Origin of the sequence: Streptomyces umbrinus, from assembly GCF_030817415.1 — a bacterium.
GTDB classification, from domain to species: Bacteria; Actinomycetota; Actinomycetes; order Streptomycetales; family Streptomycetaceae; genus Streptomyces; species Streptomyces umbrinus_A.
In genome coordinates, this window is the sequence record NZ_JAUSZI010000002.1 from 4570062 (window position 1) to 4584589 (window position 14528).

General features: G+C 70.2%; 17 protein-coding genes. 3 read left to right on the forward strand and 14 right to left on the reverse strand.

The features are described 5' to 3' along the window. Positions 1 to 157: 157 nt before the first annotated feature. Positions 158 to 931: an isoprenyl transferase gene (locus tag QF035_RS19925; protein ID WP_307521773.1), complete on the reverse strand. Its 774-nt coding sequence runs from the start codon at positions 929 to 931 to the stop codon at positions 158 to 160. Between the two features lie 776 nt (positions 932 to 1707). Next, a complete protein-coding gene (locus QF035_RS19930) occupies positions 1708 to 2106 on the reverse strand; it encodes a winged helix-turn-helix transcriptional regulator (protein WP_307521775.1) in 399 nt (132 codons plus the stop codon). 67 nt (positions 2107 to 2173) lie between these two features. Between QF035_RS19930 and QF035_RS19935 the strand changes: the two genes are divergently transcribed. Further along, positions 2174 to 3322 (forward strand): winged helix DNA-binding domain-containing protein, encoded by a 1149-nt coding sequence (locus tag QF035_RS19935; RefSeq protein ID WP_307521776.1) that lies wholly within the window; start codon positions 2174 to 2176, stop codon positions 3320 to 3322. 71 nt (positions 3323 to 3393) lie between these two features. Here the strand turns inward: QF035_RS19935 and QF035_RS19940 are convergent, their stop codons facing one another. Beyond that, the gene (locus tag QF035_RS19940) at positions 3394 to 4161 is read right to left on the reverse strand and encodes a class I SAM-dependent methyltransferase (protein ID WP_307521777.1); all 768 of its coding nucleotides are present in this window, start codon (positions 4159 to 4161) and stop codon (positions 3394 to 3396) included. A gap of 85 nt (positions 4162 to 4246) precedes the next feature. Continuing rightward, positions 4247 to 5119, reverse strand: a complete 873-nt coding sequence (locus QF035_RS19945) for an LLM class flavin-dependent oxidoreductase (RefSeq protein ID WP_307521779.1) — start codon at positions 5117 to 5119, stop codon at positions 4247 to 4249. A 406-nt stretch (positions 5120 to 5525) separates the two neighbouring features. On the opposite strand from QF035_RS19945, the gene QF035_RS19950 reads away from it, so the two are divergent. After that, positions 5526 to 6350 carry a hypothetical protein gene (locus QF035_RS19950; protein ID WP_307521780.1) on the forward strand — a complete coding sequence of 275 codons (825 nt, stop codon included), beginning with the start codon at positions 5526 to 5528 and terminating at the stop codon, positions 6348 to 6350. Here the strand turns inward: QF035_RS19950 and QF035_RS19955 are convergent. Further along, positions 6319 to 6510: a hypothetical protein gene (locus QF035_RS19955; protein WP_307521781.1), complete on the reverse strand. Its 192-nt coding sequence runs from the start codon at positions 6508 to 6510 to the stop codon at positions 6319 to 6321. The genes QF035_RS19950 and QF035_RS19955 overlap by 32 nt on opposite strands. An 11-nt stretch (positions 6511 to 6521) precedes the next feature. Beyond that, a complete protein-coding gene (locus tag QF035_RS19960; protein ID WP_307521782.1) occupies positions 6522 to 7406 on the reverse strand; it encodes a helix-turn-helix domain-containing protein in 885 nt (294 codons plus the stop codon). Positions 7407 to 7663: 257 nt separating this feature from the next. On the opposite strand from QF035_RS19960, the gene QF035_RS19965 reads away from it, so the two are divergent. After that, the gene (locus QF035_RS19965) at positions 7664 to 8218 is read left to right on the forward strand and encodes an ATP-binding protein (protein WP_307521783.1); all 555 of its coding nucleotides are present in this window, start codon (positions 7664 to 7666) and stop codon (positions 8216 to 8218) included. Positions 8219 to 8224: 6 nt separating this feature from the next. Here the strand turns inward: QF035_RS19965 and QF035_RS19970 are convergent, their stop codons facing one another. From QF035_RS19970 to QF035_RS20005, 8 genes are all read right to left on the reverse strand, one after another. Then, positions 8225 to 8848 (reverse strand): OmpA family protein, encoded by a 624-nt coding sequence (locus tag QF035_RS19970; RefSeq protein WP_307521784.1) that lies wholly within the window; start codon positions 8846 to 8848, stop codon positions 8225 to 8227. A 2-nt stretch (positions 8849 to 8850) separates the two neighbouring features. Then, complete coding sequence (locus QF035_RS19975) at positions 8851 to 9447, reverse strand: hypothetical protein (protein ID WP_307521786.1); 597 nt, start codon at positions 9445 to 9447, stop codon at positions 8851 to 8853. Between the two features lie 15 nt (positions 9448 to 9462). Next, positions 9463 to 10089 carry a pilus assembly protein TadG-related protein gene (locus QF035_RS19980; RefSeq protein WP_307531244.1) on the reverse strand — a complete coding sequence of 209 codons (627 nt, stop codon included), beginning with the start codon at positions 10087 to 10089 and terminating at the stop codon, positions 9463 to 9465. Then, positions 10086 to 10295, reverse strand: coding sequence for a hypothetical protein (locus tag QF035_RS19985; RefSeq protein ID WP_307531245.1), 210 nt, complete (start codon positions 10293 to 10295; stop codon positions 10086 to 10088). The genes QF035_RS19980 and QF035_RS19985 overlap by 4 nt, the downstream gene beginning before the upstream one ends. A gap of 135 nt (positions 10296 to 10430) precedes the next feature. Continuing rightward, positions 10431 to 11192 (reverse strand): response regulator transcription factor, encoded by a 762-nt coding sequence (locus QF035_RS19990; RefSeq protein WP_307521787.1) that lies wholly within the window; start codon positions 11190 to 11192, stop codon positions 10431 to 10433. Beyond that, on the reverse strand, positions 11185 to 12624 hold the full coding sequence (locus tag QF035_RS19995; RefSeq protein WP_307521788.1) for a sensor histidine kinase: 1440 nt from the start codon (positions 12622 to 12624) through the stop codon (positions 11185 to 11187). Before QF035_RS19995 ends, QF035_RS19990 begins: the two co-directional genes overlap by 8 nt. Before the next feature lies 1 nt (position 12625). Beyond that, complete coding sequence (locus QF035_RS20000; protein ID WP_307521789.1) at positions 12626 to 13516, reverse strand: DUF5936 domain-containing protein; 891 nt, start codon at positions 13514 to 13516, stop codon at positions 12626 to 12628. Positions 13517 to 13532: 16 nt separating this feature from the next. After that, positions 13533 to 14474 (reverse strand): type II secretion system F family protein, encoded by a 942-nt coding sequence (locus tag QF035_RS20005; protein ID WP_307521790.1) that lies wholly within the window; start codon positions 14472 to 14474, stop codon positions 13533 to 13535. Between the last annotated feature and the right edge of the window lie 54 nt (positions 14475 to 14528).

The following is a 14528-nucleotide window of genomic DNA, read 5'->3' on the forward strand; positions in this document are numbered from 1 at the left end:
TATGCCCTCGAACGCGCGATGCCATGCCAGATCACGAAGCGGCGCGTTCGTTAACTCCAAATGACGTACGTACCTGCTGCGCCCCGTAAGGGGCGCGGGGAACTGCGCGACCAGCCCACTCGGGCCCGCAGCGAACAACCCGCAACCAGCGGAGCGTCTAGCCTCCGTAGCGGCGGTGTCGCGCCGCGTAGTCGCGCATCGCGCGCAGGAAGTCGACCTTGCGGAAGGCCGGCCAGAAGACCTCACAGAAGTAGTACTCGGAGTGGGCCGTCTGCCAGAGCATGAACCCGGACAGCCGCTGCTCACCGCTCGTACGGATCACGAGGTCGGGGTCGGGCTGGGCGCTGGTGTAGAGGTGCTTGCCGATCATGTCGGTGTCGACCTGGTCGGCGAGCTCCTCCATCGAGGTGCCCTTCTCGGCGTGGTCGAGGATCATCGAGCGCACGGCGTCGGCGATCTCCTGGCGGCCGCCGTAGCCGATGGCGCAGTTCACGAGTATTCCGTCGACGTGCGCGGTGGACTCCTCGGCCTCCTTCAGGACGGTCTGCATCCGGGAGGGCAGGATGTCCGGCGTGCCGACGTGGTGCACACGCCAGCGGCCGTCGGCGGCGAGCGAGCTCACGACGTTCTCGATGATGCCGAGCAGCGGTACGAGCTCTTCCTCCGGGCGGTCGAAGTTGTCCGTGGACAACAGCCAGAGGGTGACGACCTCGACGTCGGTCTCGGAGCACCAGCCGAGGAATTCCTCGATCTTGTCGGCGCCGGCCCGGTGTCCCTGGGCGGCGGTGTTGCCCGCCGCCTTCGCCCAGCGCCGGTTGCCGTCCATGATGACCCCGATGTGCTTGGGCACCTGGTCGTGGTCAAGGTGGCCTTCCACCCTGCGTGCATAGAACCTGACCAGCAAGCGGCGCAGGTTGTCGCGCAGGTTCACGTTTTCGTCAGCCCCTCCGTGCAGATAACGGTCCCCCGAGGGCGACACCCTACCGCTGCTGAAGCGCCGCTCCCCCTTGGGGTGCAAGGCCTTCTGCTCTCCGGGCGGTACGGGGCGAGGGCGGGCCGTGCGGGACGACTGCACAGGCGACGGCACCGACGTCGGTACGGGCGATGGCACCTCAGGGGCGTACGCCGGGGCGTGTGAGCGCACAAAAAACGGGCCGGTCCGTGGGGGGGAGACGGACCGGCCCGAGGGGGGGTTTCCACCATAACCCTTCGTGAGTGATGCTGCGTGCATCGGCGTGCCACAACTACTCTCCGGAGTCGCCCGGCAACGCCTGGATGGGTGCGGAAGCGTTCATTCAAGGGCAGAACATGGCCGAATCACAGCGGATTCCAAGGCGGCGGAGGCGAATCCGGAGGGAACCAGGGGGTTTCCGAGCGGTTCTGGGGTATTGGGCCATCCGCCTCGGACGTACGCCCCAAGGGTGAAGGGCCCGGGAACGTCCACTTGACGCCAAGGATGGTTTCGCGGCCGCGGCCGCTTCGTGATTCCGTCCGCACCCGGAACCCCGTACGGGACTCCCGAACGCGCCCCCGGGCGCTTTCGGCAGGGCACCGCGCGGCCCCCTCCTCCGCGCGGTACCGTCCCGCGCAGCTTTGCTCACGCGAATTACCTTGCTTCGAATTTACGTGAGCCGGGGAGGTGCGACGGACCATCCGGGGTAACGATGTGGAAACCCTGTGAGCGTTCCGGGATTTTCGTGAAGACCCTCACCCGGACTGGGCGCCGACCGGCGGCTCTTTGCTTAGACCTGGGTGTTTACGGGCGACAATTTCCTTCATGTGCAGATCACCCCATTCGCCCAGCGGCAGGAGCGCGGTGTTCAGTGCCTTGCCCAGCTCGGTGAGCGAGTACTCCACGCGGGGTGGCACCTCGCCGTACACCTCCCGGTGCACCACTCCGTCGGTCTCCAGTTCGCGCAACTGCCGGCTGAGCACCTTCTCGCTGATTCCCGGGGAGTGCCCGCCCCCGATGTTCCGGCGCAGCTCCCCGAAGCGCAGGGTGCCGCCCACGTGCAGCTCCCAGAGGATCATCGGCTTCCACTTGCCGCCCACGACATCCACGGCCGCGTCCAGGCCACAGCTGTAGGGCCCCTTGCCCTTCGACATGGTCGACTCCTCCCAAGACCGGGGCAGCGGACAGGATCTGACCTGGTTCCGGTCTACCGTCGCCGCCATGACATCGAGGATCACATGGGCCGAGGCGAGCGCGCGGCGCTACGAGCGGCAACTGCTGGGAGTGCCCGCGCCGGCCGGCACACCTGTCGCCGAGGTCGTTTCCACGCTGCTCGCCACGCATGCGCAGGTCCTGTCGGCGGCCGAGCTCTCCGTCGGCCTGAGGCTCGGTGGCGCCACCCGCCAGGACGTGCGCGCGGCGCTGTGGGACGACCGGAGTGTGGTGAAGACGTACGGGCCGCGCGGCACGATCCATCTCCTGGCCGCCGCCGAGCTCCCCTTCTGGAGCGCCGCGCTGACCGCCGTGCCGAGCGGCGCGGGCGCCCCGCCGGACGTGCGGATGACGCCCGGGCAGGAGGAGCAGGTCGTCGCCGCGATCGGTGACGCCCTCGACGGGCGGCAGCTGACCATCGACGAGTTGTCCGAGGAGGTCGTGGCCCGCACCGGCCCGTGGGCCGGTGACCTGGTGATGGAGGCGTTCCAGGGCAAGTGGCCGCGCTGGCGGCAGGTCATGCATCGCGCGGGCCAGCTGGGCGCGCTGTGCTTCGCCCCCAACCGCGGCCGCAAGGCCGCCTACACCCGCCCGCCGCACTTCGCCCCGCTCCCCGCGGACGAGGCGCTCGCCACGCTCGTGCACCACTATTTGCACGCGTACGGTCCCGCGACGCCGCAGCACTTCGCCAAGTGGGCTGCCGCGCCCCGAGGTTGGGCCGCCGACCTCTTCACCTCGCTGACTTCCGCGGGCGGGATCGAGGAGGTCGACTTCGAGGGGGCGCCGGCCTGGGTGGTGGCGGGCGACACGGATTTCCCGACGGGGGCCGTACGCGGGATGCGGCTGCTCCCCTACTTCGACGCGTACGCCATCGCCGCGCAGCCCCGCGAGCGGATGTTCCCCGGCGCGGCGTACGAGCGGGCCCTGGCGGGCGGGCAGGCGGGGAACTATCCCGTGCTGCTCGTCGACGGTGTGGTGGCCGGGGTCTGGCACCAGCGGCGGCAGGGCAGGCGGACCACGGTGACGGTGGAGCCCCTGGGCCGGTTCACCAAGGCGCAGGAGCGGGAGCTGCGGGAACAGGTGGAGCGGGTCGGTGAAGTCCTGGAGGCCACACCGGAGCTGGTGGTGGGAAAGGTGACGGCGGGCCCGCACGCGTAACCGTCGGACGTCAACTCCGCCCAACCCTCCGGGACTTGTTCGCGCCACGCTCGACATGCCCGCCGCGCGCTCTACGGCCGGCGCGCCTCGACGAGGTGGCGGGAGCTGTGGGCCACGAACGGGCCCTCGGCCACGATCCGCTCGTGCAGGTCCAGGAGCCGGGTCCGGTACTGGTCCACGGTGAAGCCCGGCACCATCCACACCACCTTCCGCAGGAAGTGCACGACCGCCCCGATGTCGTGGAACTCCATCCGCAGCCGCTCCGCGCGCAGATCCACGATCTCAAGTCCGGCCGCCTCGGCTCCGGCGCGCTCGTGGTCCGGATGGCGGGCGTTGCGGTTGGCCTCCGGCTGCGGGCCGAGGAAGTACTCGACGAGTTCGTACGCGCTGCTGGGGCCCACGTGCTGGGCGAAGTAGGTGCCGCCGGGCACGAGGACGCGGGCGATCTCCGTCCAGTGCGCCGTCACCGGGTGCCTGCTCACGACGAGGTCGAACGCCGCGTCGCCGAACGGCAGCGGGGCGTCTTCCGGCGAGGCGACGACCACCGCGCCGCGCGGGTGGAGCAGGGCGGTGGCCTTGGCGACGTTCGGCGGCCAGCCCTCGGTGGCGACGGTCAGCCGCGGCAACTCCCGCGCCGACGCCAGCACTTCGCCACCACCGGTCTGGATGTCGAGCGCCGCCTCCGCCGTCGCCAGCCGCTCACCCATGGCTCGCGCATATCCCCAGGAGGGCCGCTCCTCGGTGGCCCGCCCCTCGAACCACGAGAAGTCCCAGCCCTCGGTGGGAACGGCTTCGGCTTCGGCGACGAGCTCTTCGAAGGAGGGAGTGGTCGGGCTCATCCGGCGATGGTGACAGGCGGGGTTCGTGTGCCGCGACCGAATTCCGGGCTGTACGTGCCGGGGTGCGTGTGGCGGCTCGGGGCCGTTACGGGACGAGGGGGCGTACGTCCTCGGCGGTGAAGCGCAGGAAGCCCTCGGGGTCCGGTTCGTCGGCGGTCGGCTGGAGGATCACGGTGTCGGCGCCGGCGTCCGCGAGGCGACGGACGGCCTCCGCGACCGCTTTCGCGTCCCCGGCGACCCCGAGGTCTGGGACCGACGCCACGCCGTCCGCCTCCAGCTCGGCGCGGAGGCGCGCGGCGGCGTCCGGGCCGGTGGCGGTGAGGAGGTAGACGACGACCTCGTGCCTGCCGTCGCGGGAGGCCGACTTCCGCCCCTCGTCGATGAGTTGGCACGCCTTGCGTACGCCCTCAGGGGACGTACCTGAGGTGAGGATGGTGCCGTCCGCGAACTCGCCCGAGAGCCGGAGCGTACGCGGGCCGGTGGCTCCCGCGAGGATCTCCACCAGTGTCTGCGGGGGCCAGTCGAGGGCGACGCCGTCGAGCTTCACGTACCGGCCGTCCGTGGTCACGCGCTCGCCCCGCAGCAGTGCGCGCAACGCCACGAGGTACTCACGCAGCAGCGTCACGGGCGACTCGGCCCGCGCCCCGACCTGCCCCATCCAGTCCTGTACGCCGTGCCCGACGCCGACGATCGCCCGCCCCGGGAAGAGCCGGTCCAGAGTGGCGGTCTCCATCGCCGTCACGGCAACGTTCCGCAACGGCACGGGCAACAGCCCCACTCCCACCCGCAGCCGTTCCGTCCAGGCCAGCGCTGCCGCCGCCGCGGAGATCCCGCCTTCCAGAAAACAGTCCTCCCACAACCACAACTCCTCCAGCCCCGCATCCTCCGCCGTACGGACCATCGCACGCAGACGTTCTGGGGGCAGCTGAGGCCGGAACACGGCACCTAGTGCAGTCATGGGGCCTTCCTACCCACCACTCACATGGCACACAACGCCCTCAAGCTCCGCAGATATCAGCGCGCCCCGGACAAGGGCGCGAGCAATTGGGCCCACCGTCCCAGGAGGTTCGTCAGCGTTTCCTCGTAACCCCAGGTCAGAGACCCTTGCGTCGGTCGATGTCTGGGACTCGGAAGACATTCGCCTCCCCACTCCCTCGACTCGCTGGGGTTATCCACAGGGCGGGGCCCGAGAAGAGGGGGTGCGGGAAGGTTGGGGGGTGCGGGAGTTGCGGGATGTGGCTGTGGGTGGGGTGTTGGTTACGGCGTGGGCTCTGGGCAAGGGGTGGTCTCGGTCCGGGCTCTATCGGTGTCTGAAGGAGGAGGGGTGGACCGCGCTCGGTGAGGGTGCGTGGGCGGAGCCGGGGGTGGGAGTGGATCTCCGCACGAGGCTCAGGGCCGTGCAGTTCGCCGCTCCGGGGTTCGTCGTCAGTCACCGGGCGGCAGCCTGGCTCTGGCGGATCGAACTGCTGCGGGTGGAGGCGGAGTTCACCGATCCCGAAGGGGTACGGAAGCGGAAGAGCGTGCGGGTGCACCGCAGTGCGCTGCCTGCTGGTGACGTGGTCGAGCGTGACGGGTTGCGGATCACGAGCGTCGACCGCACGCTGGCCGACCTGTTGCTGTCGGGGCCGCGGGACGAAGCGGTGGTGGCCGTCGACTCGGCGCTCGCCCGCCGCTCGGTCGGCGTGGGTGACCGCGAGCGCGAGCGGCGGATCCGGCGGGCGCCGCTCACCCGTCTCGACACGGTCGCCACCGCACTCGGGCAGCGGAGGCGTGGTGCCGTCCGGGCCCGGGAGTGGCTCGCACTCGCCGACCCGGCGTGCGGTTCACCGGCGGAGACGATGGCGCGGCTGCGGATGTATGACGCCGGCCTGTACCCCGAGACGCAGGCCGAGGTCGTCACCTTCACCGGACGCGTGCTGCGCCCCGACTTCCTGTTCCGGGCACAGGGCGTCGCCGTCGAGATCGAGGGCTACGCCTATCACGGCAGCCGCGAGGACCACCGTCGCGATGTCGCCCGTTTCAACGACCTTCAGCAGTGCGCCGAGGTGCGGGGCGCGCTGCGGTTCACGGCGGAGCAGGTGTTCCACGCCCCGGGGGCGATGATCGCCACGATCCGGCGGGCGTTGGGGACGATGACAGGGGGTGGGGGTGCGGGGGTCACAGGAGGTGGTCCGCCTTGCCTGCCTTGATGTCCTGGATGAGCGTGCGGAGGGCTTCGCGGGTGTCGGTGAGATACGTGTCCTCGGCTCCCGCGAGGGCGATGTAGGCGTTGCCGGAGGTGTCGGTGCCTATGCGGAAGCAGTTGGCGCCCTCTCCGCAGAAGGGGGGTTCCCAGGTGATGTCCGGCACGGCTGTGTCTCCTAGAGGTCGGCTGCGAGTTTCTGGATGAAATCGCGTGACGCGTCGGGGGCCAGGGCCACGGCCTCCGCCGCGTCGAGCTGGGCCCGGTACTTATGTAGCTGCATCTCGATGTCGATGAACTCCGGTCCGTGCGTGCTGTCGAGTTCCACGGTGTCGAGGGTGGGGACGGAGGATTCCGCGTACACGACCGACTGTCCGGCTCCAGGAAAGCCGCCTGCCTTGAAGGGGATGACCCGCACGGTGGTGTGGTCGCACTCCGACAGGTACAGGATGTGCGCCAGTTGCCGCCGCGCCACGGCTGTGCCGCCGAACTCCATGCGTAGGGCAGCCTCATGGACGATGACGTCGAGGACGGGCGGTTCGGGTCGGTCGAGCACCTGCTGCCGGTCCATGCGGTGCGCCAGGCGTACGGCGACGTCGGCGGCGGGCAGGCGGGGGATCACCGCCTCGAAGACCGCGCGGGCGTGGTCCTCGGTCTGAAGCAGTCCCGGCAGGTGCACGGTCAGCGCGATGCGGAGGCGCTTGGCGCGCCACTCCATCTCGGCGATGTCCACGAAGCTCGCCGGGAGTTGACCCCGGTACGTCTCCCACCAGCCTTTGTCGCGCTCGGCGGCCATGTCGGCCAGCGCCTCAACAAGCGCCTCGTCCGCGCAGCCGTAGTTGGCTGCGAGGGTACGTACGCGTTCAGGGCTGATGCCGGACCGGCCGGACTCCATGTTCGGCACGTTCGTGCGCGGAACGCCGAGCAGCCCTGCGGCGTACTCCGTCGTCATGCCTGCGGCAGCACGCAGTTTGCGCAGCTCCGCACCGAGCCGTCGCTGCCGCTCGGTCGGTGTGCTCCTCGGCGGCATGCGCCCCTCCAGTTCGGCCCCGTGACAGGGCAAGTCTGCCTCCGTGCGAGCAGACGGGTCCACCACGATCGGGGTGAATTCCGGTCGATATGTAGTACACGTACTCCCACATGCTCTACGTTGAGTAACGCACACGCTACACACGGCAGTTGGCAGTGCATCGCGCGAGCATGCCCCGGTACTCCTTCCCTGGGAGGGGCGGGCCCGCGTCAGGGAGACGAGCCACTGGCCGCCGTGATCGTCGCGTCACCGGACACGACGTACCTCGACTCACCGCACGGGAGTTCCGCATGCCCATTTCCCTCTGCGCCGTCCAGGGCGACCACTCCGCCCCCGCGCCCGAATCCCTCGCGTACAGCCTCACCCTGCCCGCCACACTCAGATCGTCGGCGATCGCCCGGGCGGCGACCCGTACCGTACTGGTCGCGCACGGGCTCGGTGCGCTGGTCGACCCCGCCGAGCAGACGGTGGGCGAACTGGTCGCCGTCGCGTGTCGGTTCACGCCCGCGGACAAGGTCTATCTCTCCCTCCGCCTTCGGGACCGAGCCCTGCGCGTCATCGTCTACGACGGGCACCCGCGCCACACCAACCTCCGCCTCGCCGCCGCCTGCGACACCCGCCGCCGAGCGTCGTTGCGCCTGCTCGGCTGCGTCGTGCGGGCCTGCGAGGGCGACTGGGGATTCGGTGAGGCGCGGGAGCCGGGAGGGGGTACGCGGATGTGGGCGGTGTTGCCGTGCGGTCGGGCCTCGACATGGGGGCACCATGCCTCGGGGCCGGTCGTGGAAACCGGGGAGCACTTCGACGAATTGCGCACCCACGCGGCGCGAGTCCCGGGAGGCGGGTGACGGGGACTAGCCGCCCTTCGGGAACGTCACCTCCACGCGGCGGTTCTTGCGGCGGCCCTGTTCCGAGGTGTTGTCGGCGATCGGGTAGTCCTCGCTGTAGCCGCGTACCGCGAAGGTGACGTTCGTGTCGCCGAGGGCGGAGGCGAGTTCCTCGTGGACGACCTCGGCGCGGTTCTTGGAGAGGGTCAGGCCGTGGGCGTACGAGCCGAGGTTGTCGGTGAAGCCGAAGACGCGGACGTTCGTGGCGTTCTGGGCCTTGATCTCGTCCGCGATCGCCTTGATGCGGGACCGTGCCTCGGGGTTGAGCTTCGAGCTGTCCTTCGGGAAGAGGACCTCCGCCTGGAGCGCGAACGTCACGTCCTCGTTGGTGTCCACGCGGCGTTCCTCGCCGCCGAGGTCCTCGACGACCGACTTGATGTCCAGCACCCGCGCGGGCGCGAGCGTGGCGCCGTCGGCGAGCTTCAGCCCCGGGCTGTTCGCGTCCACTTCAGGAGGTGGAGAACTGCTCACACTGCCCGGCGGAGCACTCGGGTCCTCGTCGTCCGCCTGGGCCGGGGTGAGCGGTGTCAGGAAAACGAGCGTGGTGAGGGCGGTGAAGGTGATCGCGGTGGTGCGGAGGGTGAGGGACATGGTCACTCGCCCTCGGAGAGCTCGACGGCGGCGGGGGGCATGGAGCCGACCTGGAAGGAGACCTTGGTGGTGTCCTCGGGTGGGGCGGGGAACTGGGCGAACCACTCCGTGGTGGCGCCCGACAGCACACCGCCGGTGAACCGGGTGCACAGGCAGCGCCCTTCCGTGTCGCGCAGGACGAGGTACTTCTTCTTGCCCGTCTGGTCGACCAGGCTGGCGCCGGCGATCGACCCGCCGTTCTTGGCCAGTTCGCTCTCGTCGCCCCGCCAGTCCGCGGCGACCCACGGCTTGCCGCTGCCGTTCGTCACCGTTCCCTCGACGGTGACGAAGCCGCCGTCGTCACGGACGGCCGACGTGACGGCCAGGGTCAGACCGCCGGCCTTGACCTCCGCCAGCGTCTCCTTGGCGGGAGGGGCCTGGGACTCCTGCTTGTCGTCGTCCCCGTCGTCGTTCTTCGCAGGCGACGAGGACGACGTCTTCTTGTCCGAGGCGCCGTCGTCTCCCCCACCGCCGCAGCCGGCCACCGTGAGGACCAGCCCAGTCGTGATCGCCACCGCGGTCATTACCGTGCGGCCCTTCGTGGTGCGCCGAATGTTCATCGGTACGGCTTCCTTTCACTCGGCCAGTTGCACAGAGAACAGCACGGACGCGTCCGGAAGGTCGTCCAAATCGAAATCTTCGGGGTCGATGTTCACCACTTCGCCGTCGCAGTCGAGGGTGACGAGCTTCGTGGGATCGGCGTCCACGGGGAGATCACACCGCGGTTCGATGACGGCCGTGGCATGCGCGTTGGCATGCTGGGTCTCCGTGCCCGGGATGATCGAGTCGCCCACCGTGTAGTTCGTCTCGATGGCCACCCGGAACCCGGGAAAGCCGCCAATGGTGGTCGGTTGAGCACCGCCCTGGACGGTCGAGTCGTTCTCGCCGGCCAGTTGCTGTGCCGCGGCCGTGGCTCCGACGCCCTCGAACTGGTCGCCGTCGAGCCAGTCCAGCCAATTGCCGTCCGCGCCGATGGCGGCTCCGAGGCCTTCCATCAGCTCGTCGCGGGCGTCCTGCGCCGCCGCCAACGCAGCGGCGTCCGCCGCGGATTGAGCTCCATTCCGGGCGGACGCCGCTTGAGCGAATGCGAAGAACGCGAACGCGGCGAAGAGCAGAATCCCCGTCAGCCAGATGTAGATGGGGAGAGTCGACCCTCGGTCGCTTCGCAGAGGTGCGGAAATTCGCAGAGGTGCGGTGATCAGCCTCCGACGACGCTGGTGACCGCTGTCAGGATCGCTCCCGAGATCAGGCCGTCGAGCCCGAGCCCGTCGATCAGCGTGAAGATTCCCGCGATCAGGATCATCAGGCCCGCGTACTCCACGAAGCCCGCTCCCGCGTCCCGGTCCCGTCCTCGCGTTCGGGAGGCAACGGTGCGGACCCACCCCCGAACCGCTCGCTTCGCCTTCATGGACGTCTCCGGCTGCAGGCTCTTGGTCACAGTGATCCCTTCCCTCCCACCCAAAACCACTACCGTCCCGCGCACCGTACGTGAGAACACGCCTACTCCGGGTGGGTCCAGGGGCCCAACTTCCCGAGTTCGGAGTCACCGGTTCCACCCCCCGTGGGCCGTGCCCAGCCAGTGGGCGATCGCTTCGCTGCGCGTTGAACTGTGCAGCTTTGCGAAGATGCGATTGATGTGGTTCTTGACGGTCTTCTCGCTGATGAAGCACGTGGCGGCGATCTGCCGGTTATTCATGCCGGCCGCGATGAGATCCATGACCTCCACCTCCCGTGAACTCAGCCCGAATTCCAGTGGGTTGCGGCCGCGACGGTGGAGCGCCGCCGCGGAGGCGGGTCGAGCCTTCGACGACTGTCCCACAACCGATTGCAGATGCGAAGAGATTTCGTTCGGTTCGTACGAAACACCGAGTGAATTCGACACAGCGGCGGCCTCGGCGGCGGAGGCCGTGAAGGTGGCCCTTCCGTCACTCAAGTCACGGACGGCGGTGATCAGTTCGTCCGCCGTGAACTCGCCGTGCACGAGGTAACCGACGGCTCCCAGGCTCAACGTCTGTGCCACCACCTCGGGTTCACGGCTGTAGGTCAGCATCATCACGGGAGCCAGCGCGGCCAGCGAAGGCAGTGCCGTGAGGCCGTCCGTGCCCGGCATGCGGACGTCAAGGAGGATCACGTCGGGGCGGTGGCGGGTCGCGGCCGTGAGCGCCTCCGCACCGTTCGACGCCCGGGCCGTGACCCGGATGTCGGGGTGGGCGTCGAGCAGGGCCGCCAGGCCCGCCCGGACGACGGGGTTGTCGTCGGCCACGAGCACTCGTAGGGGCGGGCCGGGAAGTGCCTGGTCAGGCATGTGCGGCCTCCTCTTGAGGAGTGTGTGAGGGGGATACCGGCAGGGCGGCGGCCAGCGGGAGGTCGACCTTGACCTCCGTGCCGCCCTGCTCGGCTCGGTGCAGCCGGAGGCCCGCGCCCATCGAGGCCGCGCGCTCCAGCATGCCCAGCAGGCCGAAGTGGCCGGATTTCGCCAGGTGTTGTACGTCATCGAGGGATACGGCCGTGCCGGTTCCGTCGTCCCGCACGGTCAGGTGGAGGGAGGAGGGCGAGGCGTCGAGGGTCACGTCCACCCGGGTCGCCCCCGTCGCGTGGCGGTGCGTGTTCTCCAGTGCCTCCGAGAGGATCGCCAGAAGGTGGCGGGACGCCTCGGGCGGCAGTACGAGCGTGAGGGGCGCCGTGTAGTCGACGCTCGCCGTGATGCCTGTGCGGGAGGTGAAGTCCGCCGCCCTCGCTGTCAGTTCCGTGCCGAGGTCCATGGGCGGCGTCGACATCGCGGTGTGGTGGCGGAGGTCCGTCAGCAGGTCGCGGGACTCCGCCGCCGCGCGACGGGCCGCGCCTGCCACCGCCGTGGCCTGGGACTTGAGGGCGCGGGGGTCCGTGTCGTGGTCGGCGGCGACCGCGAGGGCCTCGGCGGCCAGGGCCAGGCCGTGCAGGGTCTTCGCCACGGAGTCGTGCATCTCCCGGGCCAGCCGGGCCCGTTCGGACTCGACCGCCTCCGCGACGGCCAGCCGGGAGTTGGCCTCGGCGAGGGCCTGGCTGGCCGTGCCGAAGCGGAACATCAGGTTGCGGAGGGTGACCCCGACGATCCCTGCCGCGATGCAGAAGCCGGCGACCAGGAGGGTACTGGCGCCGGCGCCCGGACGGTGTTCCCAGGCTCTGAACACCGTGAGCAGCACGACGAGTTGGAGCCCCGTGAAGACTCCGGAGCCGCGCCAGCCGTACAGCAGGCCCGCCAGGAGCGGGGTGCAGACGGCCGCGTACGCGAGGGGGGAGGCGGGGGACGCGGTCAGCAGGAGTATCGCGCCGAAGACCAGGTCCACCGCCATGAGGGTGGGGTGGGCCAGCAAGCGGGGGGCGAAGCGGTCCCAGTCCCTGAGCATGGCGTACGAGCCCATGACGCCGAGGACCGCCGCGGCGAGGACGCCGTAGCGGGGCGGGCCGTCCGTCGCGTTGGCCGTCGCGAAGGGGGCGCCGATCGCGATCAGGGTGAGCCTGACCGCGAACGCCTGGCGGCAGAGGGCCTGGAGGGCGTTGAGCTGGAGACGGACGCTGCCGGGGGCTGCCGCGTCGTCTGCGAAGTAGCCTGTGGCCCACTTGGCGGGGCCGCCGCCCGGGGAAAGGGTTGGGCGTTGGCTGCGGGCCGGTTGTGGCTGGGCGCGCAGTTCCCCGCGCCCCTGACAGCGCCCCCTGCGGGGCGCTGCCCGGCGCACGCGTTCCCAGTCCACTGCCATCTCAGCGCCCCAGGATCGAGCCGAAGTTCGAGCCGGAGCCCAGGAACATGCCTGTGGCGATGAGGATCATCGTGGCGGGGAGCATGAAGACCAGGGTGACCATGGTGGCCTTGGGGATCGTCTTGGCGGCCCGGCGGCGGGAGTTCTGGGCGTCGGTGCGGCGCATGTCCGTGGCGAGCTGGATGAGGGTGTCCGCGATCGGGGAGCCCAGCTCCTCGCCCTGCTGGAGCGCCGAGACGAACTGGGCGACCTGTTCGGAGGAGTTGCGCCTGCGCAGTTCGTCGAAGGCCTGGCGGCGGCTGACGCCCATGTCCATCTGGCGCAGCGTGATGCGCAGTTCGTCCGCCCACGGGCCCTCGTAGTGGTCCGCGACCCGGTCCAGGGCCTGGCGGAAGCCGAGCCCCGCGGACACCACGACCGCCAGGACGTCCAGGAAGTCAGGGAGGGTGCGGTCGATGACCTCCTTGCGTTCGCGGATGGCCTGCCAGATGAGGGCGTCGGCGGCGAGCAGGCCGAAGGCCAGGGCCATCAGCGAGAAGAGCGGCTGTCCGTTGGTGAGGAAGATCAGGAAGAGCAGGACGCCGAAGACCCCATACACCGCGCGACGGGCCGCGTAGCGGTTCAGGGTCAGGCCGCCGGGGTTGCCCGCCATGTCGATGCGGCGGCGTTTGGCGTCGACGCGGCGGGGGCCCATCAGCCGCAGGACGAGCGGGGCGAACCGCATGCCGAGGCGGTCGACGGCCGAGTCGGACTTCGAGACGCGGGTGGCTCCAACCTCCAGGGCCAGCGCCATGTCGCCGGGGAGCTTGGCCTCCGCGCGGTACATGCGGATGCCGAGGAGCATGCCCCCGACGGCGAGGCCGGTCAGTGCGGCAAGGAGCAAGGCCAGCAACGTAATCCCCTCCTCCTCATACTTCGATCTTGCCGAGGCGGCGGATGACGAAGAAGCCGATGGTGTAGAGGCCCATGGCGATGAGCACCAGGGTCTGGCCGAGCGGGGAGCCGGTCACCTTGGCCAGGGCGCCCTCGTTCGAGGAGTTGATGAGGAGGAGCGAGCCGACGCCGAGGAGGGGGACCGTGAAGGCGGTCGCGTTGACCTCGGAGAGCATGGTGCGGACCTCGCGGCGGGTCTCCTTGCGGTCCTCCAGGGTCTGGGTGAGGTTCCGCAGGGAGTTGACGACCGAGCCGCCCGCCTTGTTGGACAGGACGAGGGTCGTGACGAGGACGACCAGTTCGCGGGACGGAAGGCGTTCGGCCAGTTCGCCGAGGGCGTCGTCGACCGAGCGGCCCAGGGTCAACTGGTCGGCCACCCGGGCCAGTTCCTCGCCCGCCGGGGCCTCCAGCTCCTCCGCCGCCATCGCCAGGGCCGTGCGCAGGGCGAGGCCGGCCGCCGCCGCGTTGGCCAGCAGGCGTGCCACGTCGGGGAGTTGGTTGATGAAGGCCTCGATGCGCTTCTGGCGCTGCCAGTTGAGGAAGATCGCCGCGCTCCAGATGCCCGCCAGGCCCGCGATGGGGCCGAAGAACGGGGCCAGGGCGGCGGCCGCGGTCAGCCAGAGGCCGACGACCACGGCGGCGACGTACGTGAAGAACTCGCCCGCGGTCAGGTCGAGTCCCGTCGCCGAGAGACGAAGCTGGATCGTGCGGCCGAGGCGGGTGCGGCGCAGCCGGCGGTCGACGGCGGCGAAGCGGCGGGCGCGGCCGGCCGCGGTGCGCAGCGGGCCGCCGCCGGAGAGGCGGTCGACGAGGGCCTGGCGCTGGGCGCGGCCCGACGCGTACGTGTGCACGCCCGCGACGGCGAGTGTGCCGCACAGGACGGTGCCGCCGAGGGCGAGCAGGGCCTGGTTGTTCACGGCTCGCTCCTCTCATCAGTCTTGTCGGTCTCGGTGGTGGGGGTCGTCCGGCGG